At 46.1% G+C, this 22,024-nt stretch carries 20 protein-coding genes and 2 tRNA genes; 4 read left to right on the forward strand and 18 right to left on the reverse strand.

Annotated features, from left to right (window positions below; all coding sequences use genetic code 11):
* Window positions 1-160: 160 nt before the first annotated feature.
* The 11 genes from IPG31_03795 to IPG31_03845 all read right to left on the reverse strand — a co-directional run bounded on the left by IPG31_03795 (window position 161) and on the right by IPG31_03845 (window position 8,111).
* On the reverse strand, window positions 161-2,050 hold the full coding sequence (locus IPG31_03795) for a SurA N-terminal domain-containing protein (GenBank protein ID MBK6617513.1): 1,890 nt from the start codon (window positions 2,048-2,050) through the stop codon (window positions 161-163).
* A gap of 155 nt (window positions 2,051-2,205) precedes the next feature.
* Window positions 2,206-2,282, reverse strand: a tRNA-Asp gene (locus IPG31_03800).
* Between the two features lie 73 nt (window positions 2,283-2,355).
* Window positions 2,356-2,431: transfer RNA gene (locus IPG31_03805), tRNA-Val, on the reverse strand.
* 29 nt (window positions 2,432-2,460) lie between these two features.
* A complete protein-coding gene (locus tag IPG31_03810) occupies window positions 2,461-2,733 on the reverse strand; it encodes an HU family DNA-binding protein (protein MBK6617514.1) in 273 nt (90 codons plus the stop codon).
* A gap of 206 nt (window positions 2,734-2,939) precedes the next feature.
* Window positions 2,940-3,941, reverse strand: a complete 1,002-nt coding sequence (locus IPG31_03815) for an NAD(P)-dependent glycerol-3-phosphate dehydrogenase (GenBank protein MBK6617515.1) — start codon at window positions 3,939-3,941, stop codon at window positions 2,940-2,942.
* Window positions 3,938-4,363, reverse strand: coding sequence for a hypothetical protein (locus tag IPG31_03820; GenBank protein MBK6617516.1), 426 nt, complete (start codon window positions 4,361-4,363; stop codon window positions 3,938-3,940). Before IPG31_03820 ends, IPG31_03815 begins: the two co-directional genes overlap by 4 nt.
* A gap of 66 nt (window positions 4,364-4,429) precedes the next feature.
* Window positions 4,430-4,930, reverse strand: coding sequence for a protein-export chaperone SecB (gene secB / locus IPG31_03825; GenBank protein MBK6617517.1), 501 nt, complete (start codon window positions 4,928-4,930; stop codon window positions 4,430-4,432).
* A gap of 44 nt (window positions 4,931-4,974) precedes the next feature.
* Window positions 4,975-5,232, reverse strand: coding sequence for a glutaredoxin 3 (gene grxC / locus IPG31_03830; protein ID MBK6617518.1), 258 nt, complete (start codon window positions 5,230-5,232; stop codon window positions 4,975-4,977).
* A 33-nt stretch (window positions 5,233-5,265) separates the two neighbouring features.
* Entirely contained in the window at window positions 5,266-5,682 is a 417-nt protein-coding gene (locus IPG31_03835; protein ID MBK6617519.1) for a rhodanese-like domain-containing protein, read from the reverse strand.
* A gap of 383 nt (window positions 5,683-6,065) precedes the next feature.
* Window positions 6,066-6,845 carry an SDR family oxidoreductase gene (locus IPG31_03840; GenBank protein ID MBK6617520.1) on the reverse strand — a complete coding sequence of 260 codons (780 nt, stop codon included), beginning with the start codon at window positions 6,843-6,845 and terminating at the stop codon, window positions 6,066-6,068.
* 72 nt (window positions 6,846-6,917) lie between these two features.
* Window positions 6,918-8,111, reverse strand: a complete 1,194-nt coding sequence (locus IPG31_03845; protein ID MBK6617521.1) for a pyridoxal phosphate-dependent aminotransferase — start codon at window positions 8,109-8,111, stop codon at window positions 6,918-6,920.
* Between the two features lie 69 nt (window positions 8,112-8,180).
* Between IPG31_03845 and uvrB the strand changes: the two genes are divergently transcribed.
* A complete protein-coding gene (gene uvrB / locus IPG31_03850; GenBank protein ID MBK6617522.1) occupies window positions 8,181-10,283 on the forward strand; it encodes an excinuclease ABC subunit UvrB in 2,103 nt (700 codons plus the stop codon).
* Between the two features lie 28 nt (window positions 10,284-10,311).
* On the opposite strand, the gene IPG31_03855 is transcribed toward uvrB, so the two are convergent.
* Together IPG31_03855 and IPG31_03860 are read right to left on the reverse strand one after the other, a co-directional pair.
* On the reverse strand, window positions 10,312-10,617 hold the full coding sequence (locus tag IPG31_03855) for an NrfJ (GenBank protein ID MBK6617523.1): 306 nt from the start codon (window positions 10,615-10,617) through the stop codon (window positions 10,312-10,314).
* A 67-nt stretch (window positions 10,618-10,684) separates the two neighbouring features.
* Window positions 10,685-12,328, reverse strand: coding sequence for an alginate export family protein (locus IPG31_03860; GenBank protein MBK6617524.1), 1,644 nt, complete (start codon window positions 12,326-12,328; stop codon window positions 10,685-10,687).
* Between the two features lie 337 nt (window positions 12,329-12,665).
* On the opposite strand from IPG31_03860, the gene IPG31_03865 reads away from it, so the two are divergent.
* On the forward strand, window positions 12,666-13,445 hold the full coding sequence (locus IPG31_03865; GenBank protein ID MBK6617525.1) for a methyltransferase domain-containing protein: 780 nt from the start codon (window positions 12,666-12,668) through the stop codon (window positions 13,443-13,445).
* Window positions 13,446-13,981: 536 nt separating this feature from the next.
* On the opposite strand, the gene IPG31_03870 is transcribed toward IPG31_03865, so the two are convergent.
* Both IPG31_03870 and IPG31_03875 read right to left on the reverse strand, forming a co-directional pair.
* Window positions 13,982-16,495, reverse strand: a complete 2,514-nt coding sequence (locus IPG31_03870; protein MBK6617526.1) for an ABC transporter permease — start codon at window positions 16,493-16,495, stop codon at window positions 13,982-13,984.
* Between the two features lie 16 nt (window positions 16,496-16,511).
* The gene (locus tag IPG31_03875; GenBank protein ID MBK6617527.1) at window positions 16,512-17,240 is read right to left on the reverse strand and encodes an ABC transporter ATP-binding protein; all 729 of its coding nucleotides are present in this window, start codon (window positions 17,238-17,240) and stop codon (window positions 16,512-16,514) included.
* Between IPG31_03875 and IPG31_03880 the strand changes: the two genes are divergently transcribed.
* Both IPG31_03880 and phoB read left to right on the forward strand, forming a co-directional pair.
* Window positions 17,221-17,889, forward strand: a complete 669-nt coding sequence (locus IPG31_03880; protein MBK6617528.1) for an arylesterase — start codon at window positions 17,221-17,223, stop codon at window positions 17,887-17,889. The two genes, IPG31_03875 and IPG31_03880, sit on opposite strands and share 20 nt — an antisense overlap.
* A gap of 127 nt (window positions 17,890-18,016) precedes the next feature.
* Window positions 18,017-18,739 carry a phosphate regulon transcriptional regulator PhoB gene (phoB, locus tag IPG31_03885; protein MBK6617529.1) on the forward strand — a complete coding sequence of 241 codons (723 nt, stop codon included), beginning with the start codon at window positions 18,017-18,019 and terminating at the stop codon, window positions 18,737-18,739.
* Between the two features lie 24 nt (window positions 18,740-18,763).
* On the opposite strand, the gene ppx is transcribed toward phoB, so the two are convergent.
* From ppx to rpiA, 3 genes are all read right to left on the reverse strand, one after another.
* Window positions 18,764-20,284: an exopolyphosphatase gene (gene ppx, locus IPG31_03890; protein ID MBK6617530.1), complete on the reverse strand. Its 1,521-nt coding sequence runs from the start codon at window positions 20,282-20,284 to the stop codon at window positions 18,764-18,766.
* Between the two features lie 44 nt (window positions 20,285-20,328).
* Window positions 20,329-21,036 (reverse strand): phosphate signaling complex protein PhoU, encoded by a 708-nt coding sequence (gene phoU / locus IPG31_03895; protein ID MBK6617531.1) that lies wholly within the window; start codon window positions 21,034-21,036, stop codon window positions 20,329-20,331.
* Window positions 21,037-21,210: 174 nt separating this feature from the next.
* Window positions 21,211-21,870 carry a ribose-5-phosphate isomerase RpiA gene (rpiA, locus tag IPG31_03900; GenBank protein MBK6617532.1) on the reverse strand — a complete coding sequence of 220 codons (660 nt, stop codon included), beginning with the start codon at window positions 21,868-21,870 and terminating at the stop codon, window positions 21,211-21,213.
* Between the last annotated feature and the right edge of the window lie 154 nt (window positions 21,871-22,024).

Raw genomic sequence — 22,024 nt, forward strand, 5'->3', positions numbered from 1 at the left:
TGCTGTCATCACGGACAAAGAAAAGACTGGCCAAGAAGTATCTATTCAGCCCATAAGCTCATGAGTTCACCCCGTAAAAGGGTTTTACCGATTGCTTGCGACAACAAAATACTCAAGGAGATTGGTGACCGACAGGGGTGTCAGTCAAACACGGACTAGTTTAAAAGCTTTCTTCTTTAATTTGCACTTCTGAGCGCTGTCTGAGTCCGGATAGATAGGCATCCAACTCTTCCTGGCTGCGAAGTTGTTGTAGCTGGTTGATAAAAGCCTTATTTTTTCCATCTGCCAGCTCCCCGACAGATTCAGTAATTTGGTTAATTCTGATCAGATCATATCCGCCCTGTTGGGTTGATTTTCCAATATAAACTGGAAATACCTGGCTTGTATCAACTTGGCTGACTAGACGCAAGGTTTCGAGATCGATACCTTGCGCCTGAGTATAAGAAATTTCAGCAGCTCCCCCCCAATCCAACTCATCATCCGTTTTTCCCGCTTGAAGGCGAGCCAGAATTTCCTGTCCTTTTTCAGAAACCAGACTTTGCACCAACTGTAGTTTTAAGCGAGAAATTACCTGATCTCGTACCAATTCTATGGATTGGGCAGTAGCGGGTCGATGCTCAAGTGCTCTAGCAGCAAGCAATGTGTCAGGCTGTACTTCAACTACCCCAGTATTAGATTGGCTATGGATAACATTATGTGAAAAAATTTCATCCAATACCGATTGATGCGTGACAAGTGGCGGCTCTATTGATTGACGGCTAATCCAGTCAGATTCTTGTATAGGGAGATTAAACATATCTGCCGCTACCTGTAATGTATTGTTTTCCTCAAAAACGATATTCCGGAAATCTTCAGCAAGCTCACCAAATTTTTCTGATGCTTTCTGATGTTTAAGCAACGCTTCAATATGGTCACTCACTTCATTAAAGCTTGCTACATCAGCTGATTTAATCTCAGCAAGTTTAATAATATGGAAACCAAAGAGGGTTTCTATCGGCCCACGGATTTCCTTCGGCTGCATAGAAAATACCTCATCCTCAAATGCTTTAACCATTAAACCCCTGCCAAAAAAACCAAGATCTCCTCCCATTTTGGCGGAGCCAGGATCTTCGGATACTTCTGCTGCCAATTCTTCAAATCTCTCAGGGTTTTGTTGCAGTTCCTGCAGAAGCTGTTCGGCCTTATTCCTAATCTCGGCTCTGGCTTCCTCAGTTATTTCTGCTGAAGCGGTCAGTAAAATGTGGCTGGCACGACGCTCTTCCGGGCGACCGAATTCATCTGGATGGTCACTAAAATATTTTTTGGTTTCTTCCGCAGTCACTTCCTCCTGCTTTGCCAATTCATCAATCGACAGAACGATATATGCAACCCTTAACTGTTCAGGCAGCATGAAATCACGATAATGATTGTCATAATAGGTCAGTATTTCAGTCTCATCCGGATTAATCTGGTCGACAAACTGATCGGAATGTAACGCAAATCGATTAATGTTGTACTTGGTGTCACTTAAACGAAAAAGTTTTTCAGTTACTGCTTCCGGCATAATCACGCTCTTGGTGATTCCCTCCAGAAGCTGTTGCTGCTTTAATTCATTAGCTAGTCTGGATTCAAACAAACTCGCAGACATCCCCTGGCGCTGCAGTAAATCCTGATAACGCTGTAGAGAAAATTTCCCGTTTTCCTGAAAAAAACTGATTGCCTGAATTTCTGCTGCCAGCTGCGTTTCAAGAATTGTCAAACCCAAAGAAGCGGCTTCCTGTTGTGCCAATTTCTGCCGAATCAAATTTTCCAGCACACTTAATCGCATCTGAGGATTATCAAGTAGCGTGCTATCAAATTTATCTCCAAGCATATTTCGTAAGTTTTCCTGCTGATTACGTAATGCCTGCTCATAATCACGGCGACTAATTTCTTCGCTACCTACCTTGGCAACATAACCTTCAGTGCCGTCACCACGATATGACTGGATTCCCCAGAACATAAATGGCAGAACCGCAATGAACAAAACAACCTGAACAATAGTTTTCTTTTTATGAACGAAATCAAACACGGCAAAAATCCAGAAAATTAGGTAGAAGCAGTGTGCGATTTACAATATTTAGGTGAATCGATATCACGGTTAAAACTGCCGTAAAGCACACATCTTGAAGGGATTGCGATAATGCATTATGAATCGGAATCGCGTCCGAATTTGTTTGAAAATTATGGCGGAGTGGACGGGACTCGAACCCGCGACCCCCGGCGTGACAGGCCGGTATTCTAACCAACTGAACTACCACTCCTGGTCGTTCCTGCTACTGTTAAGCTAATTTGACTGCAGAATTCTTGCATTTTAACACATTCAGGCACATTGCATGGTGGGTGCTGACGGGATCGAACCGCCGACATTCGCCTTGTAAGGGCGACGCTCTACCAGCTGAGCTAAGCACCCTCGCTACTGACACTTTGTTGCAAAGCAGGTCATTTTACCGCATCTTTAAGTGCTTTGCCAGCGGTGAATTTAGGTACTTTGGCCGCCTTTATCTTGATGGCTGCACCTGTTCGTGGATTACGGCCAGTTCGTGCCGCCCGTTTGCCTACCTTGAATGTTCCAAAGCCTACCAAAGTGACGCTGTCATCTTCACTAAGAGATTTCTTGATAGCAGCCAAAGCGCCGTTCAGTGCCTCACCAGCCTGAACTTTAGTAAGATTAGCAGATTGAGCGATAGCATCGATGAGTTCAGATTTATTCATGACATTCCCCTTTATCTTGTTTCAAGGTTTACTAAAATATAAAACAATAATTCAAAAATAGTGCAGGTGCACTTATATCAAGGCATTTTGCGCTCGTCAAGCGGCGATACGTAAATATTTCCGGTTATTTATTGCCATATCATTTGATTTGTATGGGTTTTTTATTTTTTTATAGATTTACTCAATAAATATCATATTGATTTAAATCAATTATTATAATGACACACTTCCGGCTTCGGCTCTCTTTCCAGCATAGTCTGGATTGCGTCCTGTACCGGCATATTTTCATATAAGATTTCGTAAACCGCTTCTGTAACAGGCATGTCAACACCCAGTCTACCTGCAAAATTATGTGCTTCACTTACAGTATAGACGCCTTCAGTGACATGACCAATACGAGACAAGATTTCCGGCAAGCGCATTCCTGAAGACAATAACAAGCCAACCTGACGGTTTCTGGATAAATCACCCGTGCAGGTCAATATTAAATCCCCCACGCCTGCCAGACCCATAAAAGTTTCATGGCATCCACCAAGTGCCACTCCTAACCGGGTTATCTCTGCCAGTCCACGTGTAATCAGGGCCGCACGAGCATTATTACCAAACGCCATTCCATCGGCAATCCCGGCGGCAATCGCAATAACATTTTTGAGTGCACCAGCAATTTCTACGCCAAGGACATCACTACTGGCGTAAACGCGTAGATAGGTAGTGTGAATTTTGCCTGCTATCATTGAAGCAAAATGGGAATCATGCGCAGCCAATGTCAGCGCTGCCGGTAGACCTTGCGCTATTTCCTGGGCAAAGCTTGGTCCGGATAGTACACCACACAAAGCTGTGGGTGAGTAGACATCCGATACAATTTGATGTGGAAGTTTTGCAGAGGACACTTCCAATCCTTTGCAGGCAAGCACCAGTGGGAGCGCACAGTTTAACGCGGTCAGCTGCATCAGAATATCTCGCAAACCAGAAACGGGAACAGCTACCAGGATCAATTCAGCCTGCCTTATTGCGCTATTTAGTTGAGCAGTAAGCTGGATAGATTTTGGTAAATTATGCCCAGGCAGGTAGCGCTGATTCATGCGATGTTGGAGCATCTCGTCCAGATGATCTTGACTGCGTGCCCATAAAGTGACTGGATGACGAGTTGCAAGGTGGATGGATAGTGCTGTACCCCAAGCACCAGCACCCAGAACCAGAATATTCATAATCCCCAGATCTGAGCAGTATTGACAAATCCGGTATCACCATCCGGGTGTCTGACTTTTGCCCATTGACCAGAAACCGTTTCAAGCCATTCCAGGATTACATCTTGTTCAGCCTGATATACGATATCAGAAGCAGTATTAGCAGATAAATGGATATTAGCAATAGCCGTATTGACAATGACGAAGCGTTTGGTGCTCAGGTTATTGCTCTCTATCCAGGCAACGCGTCCGAGACTATCTCGCACCTTAGTCCACTCTGCCAGTCTGGTTAACATTTCGAGCGGCAAATTTCGACTGACAACAAACAATTTCTCAGCGTTGTGCGAGGGGGCATCATACAGCAGGGATGCTGGATTAACGACCGAAAGAAACAGCTTTGTATTTTTCTCATCCGCCATCACCTGACTGAAAGAAAGCAGCAAGACTAGTCCACAGAAGAAAAAGAGCAGGCAATAATACCTGCAACCAATGCGTCGATCACCCATCAATCAATGCTTGGTGGCACTATCCAGTGGAGATGAGTCTTTTGATGTATTGTCATCAGCTTGCGCTTGCTCTTGCTGTTGTTTTTTTTGCTGATAAATCGCATCAAAATTTACTGGATTAAGAATAACCGCAGGAAAACCCGCGCGGGTAACAACATCCGAGATTGTTTCCCTCAGGTAGGGAAACAGAATATTGGGGCACAGAATACCCAGTACCGGTTCAATATCATCACCTGGAACATCTTTAATCCGGAAAATACCAGCCTGATGAGCCTCAACCAGAAACATCACGACATCCTTTTCTTTCAGGCGGGCTGTTACGGTCGCGGTTAGCACCACTTCATGAATATCACCGTTGATAAGTGCATCTTTTGTGCCCAGTTGCAAATTAATTTCCGGCGCTTCACGTTCCAGAAAAATTTCGGGTGCATTGGGTATTTCCAGTGAAATATCTTTGGCATAAATCTTTTCGATAACGAAAACTGGTTGCTTCTGCTCAGTCATGCTTAATCCCGGTAGATACGTTAATTAAAATTGATACATGGTTTTTAGTTTGCCAGCAAACTAACAATTCCCCCTTCTTGGTCCAGCAATGCCAGATCATCGTAACCACCAACGTGGGTTTGTCCAATATAAATTTGCGGCACGGTACGACGACCCGTTTTCTGCATCATCTCCATTCGCTGTTCCGGCTGTAAATCCACGCGGATCTTTTCAATTTCTTCCACACCACGCGCGCGTAATAATTTCTCTGCCATGGTGCAGTATGGACAAAAACCGGAAACGTACATGATAACCTTGGGCATAGGTAAATAATTCCTGCTAAAAAATACGATCGGCTACTCTTTAACCAGTGGAAGATTCTCTCGCTTCCAGCCATCAATACCTCCACTAAGACTGAATACGCGTTCGAAGCCATTTTTATGCAAAATTGCACCTGTCTGTGCTGCGCGCAAATTTGGTGTGAAGATGATGATAATAGGTTTTTTTTTGTATTTTTCCAGTTCGCCCAGGCGTTCCTGTACCGATGCTTGTGGAATGTGCTCGGAGTCAGGCAAGTGCCCACTGGCATAATCGCCATCATCTCTCACATCCAATACAACAGCATGTTCGTAGTTGATCAACCGAACGGCCTGCTGCGCGTCGATTTCTTTTGCACCATGACGCATAATCAGAGGAAATAGCAACATCCCGCCACTCAACATGGCAGCGATCACAAAAAACATGTTGTCGATTAAAAAGGTAGATTCCATCATTTAAAGCCCGGTCTCACAAAAAGCGCTATTCTAACAAAGAATGCTTACACTATTTTTCCACGTGACGATTAATTAACTGACACCTTGTACCAACGCTACCTTAACCGTTTATGGTATTCGTCGGTGCGGGATTAGCGAACGAGTCTGACCAGACATAACTGACGAACGTCAATTGCTCCCGGAATACACAAAAACTTACCGGTTTTCACGGGTCTGCGGATTATGATAACGAGGCGATACTAAAACCAGTTGTTTCTATCACAGGCAATCATCCCATACCAAGTGTCACTATATCGGAAAAATATAAGCCCACAGAGTGGGCTATACGTTAGCGTTCCAAGGTTTTATACTTCAATGCTGAGCCCATGGTTCTGGAAAACAGGCTACAAATCAAAAGCAACAGTATTAAAACCTGCATCCACATAAGTGATTTCCCCGGTAATACCGCTGGCAAGGTCGCTACACAAAAATGCAGCGGCATTACCAACTTCATCAATGGTGACATTCCTATGGAGTGGAGCAACTTTTTCTGTATACCCTAATAGCTTCCCAAAATCACCAATACCAGATGCCGCAAGTGTTTTGATCGGTCCAGCAGAGACCGCATTCACTCTGATCCCATGTTTTCCCAAACTAGAAGCCATAAAACGCACATTGGCCTCCAGACTCGCCTTGGCTAAACCCATTACGTTGTAATTTGGCATGACGCGTACCGCGCCCAAATAACTGAGGGTCAGCAACGCTGCTTGCCTGCCTTGCATTAATGACAGCCCGGATTTTGCTAATGCTGCAAAACTATACGAACTCACATCATGCGCAATATGGAAAGCCTCGCGCGTCACACTTTGCAGATAATCACCCGCTAAAGCTGCACGTGGCGCAAATGCAATGGAATGTACGATGCCATCGAGCCCATCCCAGCAACCGGCCAGCTGCTGGAAACACTGGTCAATTTCTTCATCTTTGCTAACATCGCAGCGAAACAGCAGCTTGCTATCGAAATCTGCCGCCAGTTTTCTGACACGTTCCTGCAATTCGTCTGATTGATAAGTAAATGCCAGCGTTGCTCCTTCTCGGTGCATTGCACGCGCAATACCATAAGCAATGGAACGACTGCTAAGCAGACCAGTAATTAGTATTTTTTTGTTGACCAGAAATCCCATGATGTCACTTCCTCAAATATTTTTTATAGAATCTCATGTTGCATGCGTAAAGCAAATCGGCTTCAGGGATAATCAATTCAGCAAATCCTCCATCCGTTTAACTGCCGCCTGTAAATTTTCCATAGACGTAGCAAATGACAGACGAATATAACCCTCAGAACCAAAAGCAGAGCCTGGAACAACTGCGACTCCTGATTTCTCAAGCAGATAGGCGCTGAATGCAACATCATTTGCCTCTGTTATCAGCTGTTGCGCATACAATCGGTTGATTGCCATGCGTGCGTCAACAAATGCATAAAACGCACCCTTGGAAAGCAGGCAGCGAAGACCGTGGATAGCATTCAGACTATCGGTAAGAAACTCATTACGCTCTTTGAAAGCCGTGATCATTGGAATGATACAGGACTGATTACCGTTCAATGCCGTTTCAGCCGCAACCTGCGCAATGGAATTAGGGTTGGAGGTACTTTGCGATTGTATGTTCTCCATAGCGGTAATAACGTCAATGGGCCCGCCACAATAGCCAATTCGCCAGCCAGTCATGGCGTAGGCCTTGGATACACCATTCAGCACCACCGTGCGCTCCTTCAGGTCAGGGCAGGCATCGAGAATATTGACAAATTTATCGCCACTGAGCAGGATATGCTCATACATATCATCGGTTGCAATCAGAATGTCGGGGTATTGGCGCAGCACTTCTCCCAGCGCCTTCAATTCAGTCAGGCCGTAAACACTCCCTGAAGGATTGCTGGGACTGTTAATCACGAACATACGGGTACGCGGCGTAATTGCGGCGGCAAGTTGTGCAGGCGTTATCTTGAAATTATCCTCGATACCGGCAGGAATAAATACCGGCTTACCTTCCGCAATCAGTACAATATCCGGGTAGGAAACCCAATAAGGCGCCGGAATGATCACTTCATCTCCGGAGTCTATCGTTGCCAATACCAGATTGAAAAAACTCTGCTTACCACCACTGGAAACCAGTATTTCCCTGGCGGTGTAGTCCAGATTGTTTTCCCGCTTAAACTTATTGATAACCGCTTGCTTGAGCGAAGGAGTTCCTCCCACAGCGGTATACTTGGTAAAGCCACGTTGAATTGCAGCAATCGCACTTTCTTTGATATGCTGAGGTGTATCAAAATCGGGTTCACCCGCTCCCAGCCCAATAATATCCTTACCCTCCGCTTTAAGTTTAGCTGCCTGGGCGGTCACCATTAACGTAGCAGAAGGCTTGATGGCTTGAACACGTTGCGAGAGTTTCACGAATGGGCTCCAAATATGTGCGATTGTCGCGTATTAAAATTAAATGACCGATAACCGGAAAATTATACTGTGATTATTACCTTTCCCGGCAGCCCTTTCAAGCTCAATCAGGCATTCCAGCCTGCGGGAGATCAACCCGAAGCCATCCGCCAACTGATAGATGGAGTACAGTCAGGCTTGTCATTTCAAACTTTACTGGGCGTGACCGGTTCTGGCAAAACCTTCACCATTGCTAACATGTTGGCGCAACTGGGACGTCCTGCCATTATCATGGCGCCAAATAAAACTTTAGCTGCTCAGCTCTATGCAGAAATGCGCGAGTTTTTCCCAGAAAATGCAGTGGAATATTTCGTTTCCTATTACGATTATTACCAACCAGAAGCCTATGTGCCCTCGCGCGATCTGTTCATCGAGAAGGATTCAAGCATTAACGAGCATATCGAACAAATGCGGCTATCGGCAACGAAATCGCTGCTGGAAAGAGACGACGCCATCATTATTGCGTCTGTCTCCTGCATATACGGGATTGGTGATCCGGTCGATTATCACGGCATGATCCTGCATGTACGTGAACATGAACAGGCTACCCAGCGGGAAGTTATCACACGCCTTACTGAAATGCAGTATCAGCGTAATGAATTTGAATTCAGCCGTGGGACCTTCCGGGTACGCGGGGATATAATCGATATTTTTCCGGCAGAAAACGCAGAAACTGCGCTGCGCATTTCATTATTTGATGACGAAGTCGAGAGCATAGCGCTGTTTGACCCTCTCACCGGTCATATTTTACGAAAAGTATCCCGCTATACCGTTTTTCCATCGAGCCACTATGTTACGCCACGCAGTACGACCCTACGCGCGATCGAGACCATCAAAACTGAATTGGAACAACGAAAAAACTGGCTCTATGCACATCACAAACTGGTAGAGGCACAGCGTATCGAGCAACGCACCCGTTTTGATCTGGAGATGATGAATGAATTGGGTTTCTGTAAAGGTATCGAAAATTATTCACGCCATTTATCTGGCCGACAAGCAGGGGATCCTCCACCAACCCTGATCGACTATCTCCCCCAAAATGCGCTGATGATTATCGATGAAAGCCATGTGACTGTCCCGCAAATTGGGGGCATGTACAAAGGGGATCGTTCCAGAAAGGAGAATCTGGTGGAATATGGATTCAGACTGCCCTCCGCCCTGGATAATCGTCCACTGAAATTTGACGAGTTTGAGCGGCTCATGCCGCAGACGATCTTTGTCTCGGCAACTCCAGCTGATTATGAAATGACGCATAGCGGGCAGATTGTCGAACAGGTCGCACGGCCAACCGGTCTGGTTGATCCCATCATCATGGTTCGTCCTATTACTTCACAAGTCGATGATTTGATGTCCGAGGTAACCATTCGCGCCGCCAAGAATGAGCGGGTACTGGTAACCACATTGACCAAACGTATGGCGGAAGATCTGACCGATTATTTTTCGGAACATGGTATTCGCGTTCGCTATTTACATTCCGATATCGACACGGTAGAGCGAGTCGAGATTATTCGCGATCTACGCTTGGGGAAATTTGATGCGTTAGTCGGAATCAATCTACTGAGGGAGGGACTGGATATACCGGAAGTTTCGCTGGTTGGGATACTTGACGCGGATAAGGAAGGATTTTTGCGCTCAACACGCTCCCTGATTCAGACCATGGGACGTGCGGCACGCCACATCAATGGAACCGCGATTCTGTATGCTGACAGAATAACCAGCTCCATGCGCAACGCGATGGATGAAATCGAAAGACGCCGCACCAAACAGATATTATTTAACCAGCAGCATCATATCGTTCCTCGTAGTGTAAACAAACAGATAAAAGATATGATTGATGGCATTTATGCCCCAGAAAACACGTCGCAGAATCTTCAGATTGCTCAAACTGAAGCGCGTTATTCCAGTATGGATGAATCACAGCTGGCGAAGGAAATTCAACTACTTGAAAAAAATATGTTGGTTGCAGCGAAGAACCTTGAATTTGAGCAAGCAGCACATATACGCGACGAAATCAGACAGCTTAGAAACAAACTGTTCATCGGCACCACAACCTTACCTGGCGAAGAAATCGTTAATACCGGCAGCATGCCGGCATTAACTAAAAAAAGGGGAAGAAGAGTCAGAAAAGACTGATATTCCGGCTAATCTGCCCACCCTGAGTTTAAGGATTGACCTTAACCTGGGTAGAAGTCACAAAAATCAACCTATCAAAAGTCCGATTCAGTGTCTTGCTGGTGAAATTATGCATGGACATGCTTTCCACAAAACGCAGATGATCACCATTTTTTACTTTAGTTGATGGAGCTGCGATCCAGAAGGATTTGCCATTATTGGATAATTCAATATAGGTATATCCGGTCGTATCAATTGACGAAACAACAACGCCCTCATTCGCAGGCAAGACGGCAACTGTTGGCGGTGATTCCGCCTGAACAGTAATCGTACTCACAATACCGAGAGCAAACATGACCAACAAAACAGCAATTTTATTTAACACTTATTTTCCTTAAAAAAATAAACAGGATAGATTCACACTAGAAACGAAAGTTATATTGCACATAGAAGAGTTCGGGAGATACTCCTGGGCGCTGGTTTTTGACAAAATTGCCCGTAAAGAGTTTGGAATAACCCAGCAATAAATCATGATGACGACTCAAGTGGAAATTTACTCGAAAATCAATTTCATCGCCAATATGACTACCTGATTGCCCATTAATATCACGCAGTGTGGGAGCACCCGCAGCGTTATAAAGATAATCCCGTTTATTGGCGAGGTAAAAACGATGATATTGCCCAATAAATGTAAACCAGGGCTGGGGATGCATCGTGAACTGGGCATTAAAATCATGGATGTTCTGTCTGCCGATACGATCCATATATCCCATGTAGTAATGTCCAAATGGAAAGAGCTGATTGAACGTATTACTCTGCCCATTCCGTGGATTATTGTCGCCTGAGGCGAAGTCATAGCGTAACCAGAACTGAGGGTTCATGGGCAATGGCAAATGGTACCCGACTCCCGATGCAATCGCGAATGCCGAGATATCCTGACCGGAGCGATTGCCAAACTGATACATACCTTCCAGTTCATAAGCCAATCTTTGCAAGTTGCCAATCCAACGGGTACCAATCGTATGTAGTACCGAGTTTCCCTGCAAGGTATTACCCTGCTGAATATTAGCTGCCGAAACCGATCTGTTATCAATCAGACTGAGATAATAAAGGTCAATTGTCTGGTCCTGAATTCCCTTGTAACTTCCCCACAAACCCACGAAATTACGGTCTTTGTCCCAGTTGTCAAATTGATGGGGCTCGGTACGCATCGGCCGTACCCAGAATGTATCAAGATTGAATGCAGGCGTATGCCAGAATGCTTTAACACCTTGGAAGGTACGACGAGTATTTGCCCAGTCAAGGGTCGAAATCAAACGTTGCGAGCCATAAAGCAATTCCTGTCGCCCAACACGCAGATAGGCCGTCTCACCTTCCCGATCGCCTAATTTAATATCGGCAAACAGATTGAGTATGTCGGTGTGGTTTCTATCAATTGGCTGTGCTGGAAGATCAAGACCAAAAGCGCGCGCATCGATCATCTCGGCAAATAATCTGAATTGATTACGATACCAAAGATCAGCATGTAGGCGGGTACGTACCAAATGATGATTATTGTCGGTACCAGCAGCATTGATACGGCTGTCAGTTTCATGCATGTAGCGATACCAGAAGCTGCCACCAAAGGACAACAACCAGTCATTACCCAGATGCATCCGTTTAACGGGATCGAATAAATCTCTTTCGTATTCGGATTTTTCCAGATAGCGAAAATCTACGTCAAAAGCTGAAGTTGGCAATAATGCGAAAGGCGGGTAGGGGGAAACAGGCGGTTTCTCACGGTGATTTCCTTTAAACCAGTCGAGTAACGAATAATAGCCTGGACCGACAGGCGGTTTGACAAAAATTCCAACCCTCGGCATGGGGGTAACAGGAGGAACAGCTTGCCAGCTATATCGACTATCGGTTCCAGCATCCTCTGAAAATACGGGGCTGCTCGCAATACTCGCTCCAAAAAGCAAACCTACTGTCATATATTTTTTTATACGACAAGGCACTGTAAAAAAATATTTTTTGAAAATCATTATCAACTGTAAATTCAAGGTATTGAAGTTTATCTGCATCATGGTTAAAGAATGATATCGAATGAAGTACATAGCCCAGGAAACCGCCATTTTAACATACATGCAAAATGGTACTTGCCTTGCCACCAGGCAAGGCAGTGACAAATCGCCCCACCACGACAAATTCTTTTCCTTGAAATCAATACGATCAAAAATATTTCTCGTCCTTTTATTCAGCCGAATAGTTTTTTCTTGTGCTATCTTAAAAAGGAAGATCAGGTTGATGTCGCGCAACATACTGTATCAGATTCATTATTTTTACAGTATGTTGATATTTATTGCGTTATTTTTAAGGCATCTTTATGGCCAGACCCATACAGCCGAGCACAACAAGAGAATCATGCTAAAAAGACATAGAATACAATTTCCAAAAAACGAATCATCCAAACTTAACCAGGACGAGGTTTACTTCTATCTTGAGGAAGAAGATGGTCAGCGCAAAATCAGATTCCACGACTACGACAAGATATATCAGATACACGGTCTGTATGAGCAGATATTTTATGATCGCCTGAAATGTACATCACCAGAAAAAGTATCAACCATACTTGAGGCATCTTTAAAGCAATCTGGAGGTAATTTATCTAAATTACGTGTGCTGGATTTTGGCGCCGGGAATGGCATGATGGGAGAAGCATTAAAAAAATATGGAGTATCACGCTTGGTCGGTATAGATATACTTCCGGAAGCATATGAGGCCATGGTTCGTGATAGACCCGGTTTATATGATGCGTATTATGTTGAAGATCTCACTCAATTGAGCACGGAAAAAAAAGAGGATATTGCATCATGGCAGTGTGATTGCATGGTAACGGTTGCCGCATTGGGTTTTGGGGATATCCCTGTAAAAGCATTTATAGAAGCTCTGAATATAGTCAAAACAAAAGGATGGCTGGCATTTAATATAAAAGAAACATTTTTCGATACGAATGATAAATCAGGATTTTCAAAAATGATTCGAGAGTTGATATTTTCTGAGTATCTCGATGTTTATCACATCGAACGATACCGACACAGACTCTCAATAGATGGAGAGCCGTTGTATTATTTTGCAATAGCAGGTCGCAAAAATGCGGATATCCCAACCGAATTTCTTGAGTCGAAAGGTATTATAGACTGATGCCCTGATCAGGTTTTTTGATGATAAGCGCTTTAATCCGTGGATCGGCACGGTTGGTGCAGATCCACCGAACTGCACACATAGACGGAACTTTCACTGGACTCAACGCGGAAGAGGTGCTGAAACTATCCGCCGCGCCTGATCTGGTTACAACATATTGTCTTCGGTCAGCCCGAATAATCCTTCGAATCAAAAACGGGAAGCTGCACTGTTTCCTCGGAAGGTACTTTATGGCCGCACATGCTGTATTTGGTGGTGGTGATGGTGTAAACCCAGCGGATAAATCAAAGCGAGTATCGGTTTTACGCACGCCGATTCCACCAGGCTCGCGTATCTTCGTTTTCTGTTAAAAACACAGTCACGATTTCTTGTTCAACACTCCCTACCCGTTTATCCTAATGCCAGCGTTCGGCTTCCTGAGCGTCCATGCGAATATAGATTGCATTCAATGCATCGCAGATGGCGGATTCAAGAACCAAGTGCAACAGTTAATGTACCAATAGCGATCAAGTCTCATGCTCACCAGCCGTGCTCAATTATCCGGCCTTGCGCAGGGTTAGTAGAGGTGGCTGCGACAACGTCGAGCGCGTGCCAATCAATCCGGCCGCCGTTACGCTGATTACGCCAATCAGAATACCGGTTAGCCAAAGCCAGGGGTTGGGCGTATAGGATAAATGTAGCGTGCGTTCACTGATGATATAGCCGAGCACGCCGGAACCTGCCGCTGCAAAAATACCCGCCAGCCCCCCGAGAATTGCGAATTCAACGAACCAGGCACGGGCAAGCTGGCGTTTTCTGGCACCCAGTGTACGAAAGATGGCTGCTTCATATCTGCGTTCATCCTGAGTAGCCGCAATTGCGGCGTACAACACGATAAACCCGGCCAGCAAGGTGAACATAAATACAAATTCAACTGCACGGGCCACCTGAGCGATCATGGTTTGCACCCGTTCGATCATACTGGCGACATCGATTATCAAAATATTGGGGAAAGTGCGTACCAGATATGGCATGACACCAATCTGGGACGATGGCAGATAAAAGCTCGTGACATACGTGGCTGGATAATTATCGAGTGAGCCCGGACGCAAGACTGCAAAAAAATTGACATGGAACGTATCCCAGTCAATTTTGCGCAAACTGGTGATGGTCGCTGTAAAATCTTCACCTGCAATATGAAATGTCATCTGATCACCCAACTTTACGCCGATGGTTTTAGCAAAATCTGCTTCCATTGACAATTCGTTGATATTGGCTTCTTCAGACTGCCACCACTGCCCGGCAACGATTTCGTTATCCTGTTGCAGGGTATCCATCCACGACAGATTGAATTCACGCATGATGAACTGCTTGGCATGAGGATTGTGATCATAATCCTCAGAGCGCACGGTTTCATCATTGATTCGGATCAAGCGACCACGCACCATCGGAAACATCTCCGGCTGCGCAATCTCGTGCTGTTCAAAAAAAGTAACCAGTGCGGGTTGTTGATCGGGCTGAATATTGATCAGGAAACGATTGGGGGTATCGGGGGGCAGGCGGGTTTGCCAATCCTGCAGCAGATCCGTGCGAATCAACGTGAGGGTCATGAGCGCCATCATTCCCAATCCAAGCGCGACTGCCTGCACCAAAGTTGCCAGCGTGCGCCGCTTGACGTTAGCAAGACCGTAATGCCACGCACCCGATCCCTGCGCACGCATCAATAACATCAAACGGATGATTACCCAGCCAATCGTGGCAAATACCACAATTGCCAGCAGAAATCCCAGCATAATCAACAAACCAAGTTTGACATCACCCGCTTTCCAGATAAAAAGTATGGACAGCATAATTAACCCAAACACATACCCGGCGAAACCATGCAGATTCACGCTATCCATGTCTCGCCGAATGACACGTAACGCGGGCACTTGTCGCAAATTCAGCAGCGGTGGTAAAGAAAAACCCAATAACAGCGCCATGCCGGTCAACATACCTTGCACTGCCGGCAAACTTCCCGGGAGCGGCAACACGGTGCCCGCCAGCTCGGCAAGCCAGCGAGACAAAAATTCCTGCGCAACTATCCCTAATGTGCAACCTAATAAACTGGCGAGTGTTCCCAGCATGAGAAAATGATAAAGGTACAATCGCAGCAGCACCGACTGGGTTGCACCCAGACAGCGCATCACCGCGCAGCCGTCGAGATGCCGTTGAATAAAGCGACGTGTCGCCAGGGCAACCGCCACAGCAGCAACGACCACACTCGCGAGTGCAGCCAGCCCCAGAAATTTCCCAGCCCGATCCAGCGCCGCACGAATCTCTGGACGCGCATCCTGGATGCCTTCAACGCTTTCTCCTGGTGCAAGCTGTGGCTCGAGCCAGCTTCGATAAGCGGCGACATCGGCCATTTCTCCTGCGACTAGCAACTGGTAACTGACACGACTTCCCGTCTGAATGAGCTCGCTGGCGGCAAGATCCTGTGCATTGATCAGCAACCGAGGATTCATGTTAATGAACCCCACTGAATGATCAGGTTCGTTCGCAACCAGTTCCGTAACGGTCAGCTCAATCATGCCAATTTCAAGCTTATCACCCAGTTTGACATCCAGTCCCACCATTATTTTTTCATCGATCCAAACGGTTCCAGGAGCGGGGATACCCTGGGCAACACGCTCAGGAGACCGGGAAGGTTCGCCATCTTCTGAGAGCGCAGCCAGCTGGAGTTTTCCGCGCAATGGATATCCCGGCGTGACCGCCTTGATGGCGCATAACAGATTATTGTCTGCATAACTGACCATGCTCGGAAACCGGGTCAATGCAACCGTTTGCAGGCGAAAACGTCTAGCCTGCTGCTCATATTCGGCAGGTAGTACCTGACTGGAATTGACCAGCAGATCGCCACCCAACAATTGACTACTCTCACGTACCAGAGCACGCTGCACCCGATCGGCAAAAAAACCGACTGTAGTTATACCGCTTACGGCAATGATCAGAGCCAGAACAAGAATTCGCAATTCCCCTGCACGCCAGTCACGTAACAACATTCGCAAGGAGAGTCGTAACAAATTCATTCGAGCATCCTTCTTATTAGTTAACAGTTCTGCCTGCCGCCAGTTTCACCATCCGCGCGCAACGTTCAGTCAGTTTCTCATCATGCGTGACCAATACCAGCGTAGTCCCTTGTTCACGATTAAGTTCAAACATGAGATCAATAATTTGCAATCCTGTCGCCGCATCCAGATTACCGGTTGGCTCATCAGCAAACAACAGTTTCGGCTGGGTAACGAACGCCCGCGCGATGGCGACACGCTGCTGCTCCCCTCCCGATAATTGCCTGGGATAATGCTTTGCCCGTTTCTCCAGCCCAACCCGCATCAGCCAATTGAGGGCGGCATCACGCGCTTGATTCGCACCAGCCAATTCCAACGGCAGCATGACATTTTCCAGCGCGGTCAATGCCGGCAGCAGCTGAAACGACTGGAACATGAATCCCAATAATCTGCCACGCAGCACAGCCCTTTCATCCTCATCAAGCTTGAATATATCCTGCCCATCAATAAAAACGGTTCCCATGGTTGGTTCATCCAATCCGGCCAGTAAACCCAGCAAGGTAGATTTTCCCGAACCGGATGCACCAACCACGGCGATGGACTCACCTGCATTCACTTGCAAACTAACTTCCTTCAGGATTGTCAATCTGGTTTCGCCAGTTTCTATCTCTCTCGTCAGTTCCTGCGCTTGTATGATAGGCTGATCTTTTATTTGTATGGACGGTTCGATCGACAGATTTTTTGCCATGAAAAAATTTTTACTCATCGTAGGTTGGTTATTTGTTACCTTAGGTTCTCATACTGCCTGGTCTGCAACTGGCACCAAAATCATGATACTCGGAGACAGCTTATCCGTTGGTTATGGTTTACCATCGCATTCCGGTTGGGTGGACTTGCTCCGGCAGCGTTTGCAAGCTCAGTCATCCAGTTACGAAGTAATCAATCTCAGCATCAGTGGAGAAATTACTCTGGGTGGGCGCAAACGTATCGAACAGGCGCTTGCCATGCACCAACCCGTCATTGTCGTAATCGCACTTGGTGGCAACGATGGCCTGCAAGGCAAGTCGATTCAGTCTATATATGATAATCTGGAAACAATCGTGCTAACCTGCAAACAGCACAATGCCGCGCCATTACTGGTTGGAATACAATTGCCGCCCAATTATGGCATAAGTTACACTCGAAAGTTTCGTGATATTTTTCCCCGCCTCGCACAACATCATCAACTACAGTTCGTTCCATTCATGCTAGAGGGATTTGGCGAACATCGTGAATTTTTCCTCGCGGATGGTATTCATCCCAATGAACGCGCTCAGGAAAAAATTATGGAAAATATCTGGCCCACACTCGCCACCCTGCTGCAATCCATGCAAACCCTGGTTGAATACAAGGAATCCAGCAAAAAACAGGATTAATACCTGATTAACCTGAAATCCATTTACTCACAGGCATCCGTATCATGACAGCATGGTCAGTCTGTCATAAATCTGCAAGATTTTCTTTATATGATTTAAATAATTTAACGTATAAACGAGGTGCCAAATGTCCGCGACAGTTCTGGTGGTTGAAGATGAACCTGCTATTCAGGAGTTGATTTCCTATAACCTGAGAAATGCTGGCTATGTTTCGCTAAGCGCTGAAACAGCAGAACAGGCCATTGCAATGGTCAATGAGGTCTTGCCTGATCTGATACTGGTAGACTGGATGTTACCCAGCATGAGTGGCATCGATTTTGTTCGGTTGCTGCGCAGCGGAACGCGTACAAAACCGATCCCCATCATCATGTTGACAGCCCGCGTGGATGAAACCGACAAAATTTCCGGACTGGAAGTAGGTGCGGATGACTACATTACCAAACCTTTCTCACCGCGTGAATTAAATGCCCGTATCAAAGCGGTTTTACGCCGACGTATTCCAGAAATATCTGATGAAGTAATTGATATCAGCGGGTTGCGGCTCGACCCGACCACCCATAGAGTAACAATCTCGGATATGCCAGAAGGCATCTATCCGCAAGAAATCATACTTGGCCCAACCGAATTTCGCTTGCTGCATTATCTGATGGCGCACTCCGAAAGGGTCCACTCCCGCGCCCAATTGCTGGATAGGGTATGGGGAGACCATGTTTTTGTAGAAGACCGTACCATTGATGTCCACATACGCCGGTTACGCAAGGCACTAGAAGCAGCGGAGAAGGAATATCTCATTCAAACTGTGAGGGGGACCGGTTACCGGTTCTCAGTCAAAAGAGAAGTCAGTTATTAATATTCACTCCAAACCGTGATGCAATCAGGGGGCGTGCTGGCTGGAGTAATTTTCCACATTAAAATCAATATTGACTTTAGCCCATGCCTCACTTTCAGCGACTAGTAACGTATCCGTTAACGGATAAGATTCCAGCCATTTCTGCGGAATAAGCAGCCTGCATTTTCTACCCTCTATAACTATTTTCATACCTGGTAATTCAATGCCGGTACGGCTGTGATAGAAAATTGCCGCAAGGCGCAGTGCGACTACACGCGTCAAATTGATCGGATTACCAATAAATTCCCTGACTTTGGTAAGTGAACCCTGCACTGCCAGCGCCAACTGACTCAACTGCGACTGCTCCATTCTGGAAAAACCAGGAATATCGGCATTATTCAGAATATAGGCTGAATGCTTGTGAAAGCTGGTATGCGCCACGCAGATCCCAATTTCATGTAAACGCGCTGCCCATGAAAGTATCTTCAAGGCATTCTCAACCACCTCTTCATCCGGAAAATCTACCAGCAGCTGCTCTCCCAGCATAACAGCAAGTGATTCAATCCGGTTTGCTTGTTTTGAATCAATGCGATAGCGGCGCACGAATTGCTGCACAGAAACCTCGCGTATATCTTCCTGATGAAATCGTCCCAGCAAATCGCATAAAACACCTTCACGCAAGGCGCCAGAAGTGACGGCCATGCGCGTAATCTTCAATTCAGTAAAAACAGCAGCCATGATGGCAAAACCACCAACAATGACTTTTTCACGATCGGATTGCAAACCAGCCAATCCCAAATTGCGGCTGTCTCCAGCTTTAAGGAGATGATCACGTAATCTGTCCAGCCCTGCCGACGTGATAACCTCTGATTCGTCACCGTCATTAAACTGGTTTACACCGAGTATGCGTGCTAGCGCGCGTGCGGTTCCAGATGCTCCGTATGCTTCCTGCCAGTGCTCTGAGGAAAAATCCGTAGAAATTGCCTGAATTTCCGTTCTGGCAGCAAGCTCTGCGCGCTTCATGCCACCCTTACCTATTTTTCCATCCGGGAAAAATCGCTGGCTATAATTGATACACCCCATATAAAGGCTCTCAAGCTTACTGGATTCAAAGCGGTTACCAATGATTAATTCGGTTGATCCCCCGCCGATGTCTATAACCAGTCGATTTTTATCTGAAGCAGGGAGGCTATGCGCCACACCCAAGTAGATAAGCCTGGCTTCTTCATGCCCAGCAATTACCTCAATTGGAAATCCAATGGCCTGTTCCGCTTTTTCCAGAAAATCTGCGGCGTTTCTGGCGACACGCAAAGAATTTGTACCTACGACACGTACTGCATGTTGCGATAGACCACGCAATCTTTCACCAAACCTCTCCAGACATGCCAATGCCCGCAGCTGGGAATCTTCATGCAGCAGTTTATCCTCGGACAGACCTGCCGCAAGTTGCACCATCTCTTTAAGGTCGTCCAGCGGGTAGAGCTGTTTGTCTACAACTCTTGCCACCTGCAGATGGAAACTGTTGGATCCCAGGTCAACTGCCGCCAGGGTTGAGTATTCATGCATGGATCAGATGGCTGGGTATTTTTGTAATTTTGGGATCGGGGACATTACCCATTGACCTCACGCTCGATCTCATCGGCAGAGGTATGCCGCACATCTTTACCTTTGACCATATAGACCACGTATTCAGACATATTTTTTGCGTGATCTCCTATCCGCTCTATCGCCTTGGCAACAAACAAAATTTCAATGGCAGTCGAAATTTTGCGAGGATCTTCCATCATAAAGGTAATTAACTGCCGAATAATCGAGCGAAATTCTTCGTCCACCTCATCATCCTGACGCACAATCTTAGCTGATACGCTGGGATCCAGACGAGCAAACGCATCAAGTGCCTTATTCACCATGTCAATCGTAAGGTTGGCGATGTGTTTGATTTCAATAAAACGGGGCACTTGCAGGCGATCCGTATCGTAGATCATTTTGGCCATTCGGGCGATTTTAGCCGCCTCATCACCAATTCTCTCCAGATCAGTGATGGTATTGATAACAGTCATGATCATACGCAGATCACCAGCCGTTGGCTGACGGCGGGCAATAATCTGGCAACTCAGCTCATCAATTTTCACCTGCATGGCATTGACCCGGTGGTCGTTTTCAACGATCTGCTCAATAGCCTGCTCATCGCCAGTGGATAATGCCTCAACCGCCTGTTCTACTTGTTGTACAACAAACCCCCCCATTTGCAGGACACTGGTGCGGACTTCTTCAAGATCGGCATCAAATTTTTTGGAAATATGCTCTTTTGTGATCATGTGAATAGCCTTGGAAAATCTAAAATATCAATGGTAGGTGAAAAAAATGACAAACTGATTGCAGCGACCCCTCAATTGAAAGGCTTTGTATTCATGAGGGATCACACAGCATCTATTTAATTTAAATTTCTGAAAATTCATGGTTCTAAACGAACCATTTTTCAGAAAAGAATATTATAACTTTATGGTTTCAACGCCTTGTGGTGTTCCCAATAATAATAAATCCGCACCTCTTCTGGCGAATAAACCATTAGTGACAACACCGGCAATCTGATTCAAAGTGGTTTCAAGTTCAACCGCATTCACTATATTCAAATTATAGATATCGAGAATCAAATTACCATTGTCGGTTGTAAAGCCAACACGTAGTGCCGGCTGCCCGCCGAGCAGCGCAATTTCACGCGCCACATAACTGCGCGCCATGGGGATAACTTCGACTGGTAACGGAAAATTTCCTAATACATCGACCAGCTTACTCTGATCGGTAATACAGATAAATTTTCGTGCTACCGCGGCCACAATTTTCTCGCGGGTCAACGCCCCGCCACCACCTTTAATCATATGCAGATGACGGGTAATTTCATCAGCGCCATCCACATAAACCGGAAGATTATCAACGGAATTGAGATCAACCACCTCAATTCCGTGCCTCTTCAACCGATCAGCGGTTGCTTGCGAACTTGCCACTGCACCTTCAATTTGGTGCTTGATCGTAGCAAGTGCATCAATAAAATGATTTGCGGTGGAACCCGTTCCCACACCAACAAAGCTACCTTTGGGTACATACTGAATCGCAGCCTGCGCGGCTGCCTGCTTTTGTTCGTCTTGAGTCATATTGTTTTATAAGTTACGCTGAAGCACTCTTCTAAAAGACAGCTTCCAAAATTTAGTTTTACTTGTATTCTTTCCAAGGATTGCCCAATTAACGGTTTCACTATCTGCTGCAGCACGCCCGCCCATGAATCCCACAGTCCGATTAAAGCGTATC

This window comes from Nitrosomonas sp. (assembly GCA_016703745.1).
Classification (GTDB): Bacteria; Pseudomonadota; Gammaproteobacteria; order Burkholderiales; family Nitrosomonadaceae; genus Nitrosomonas.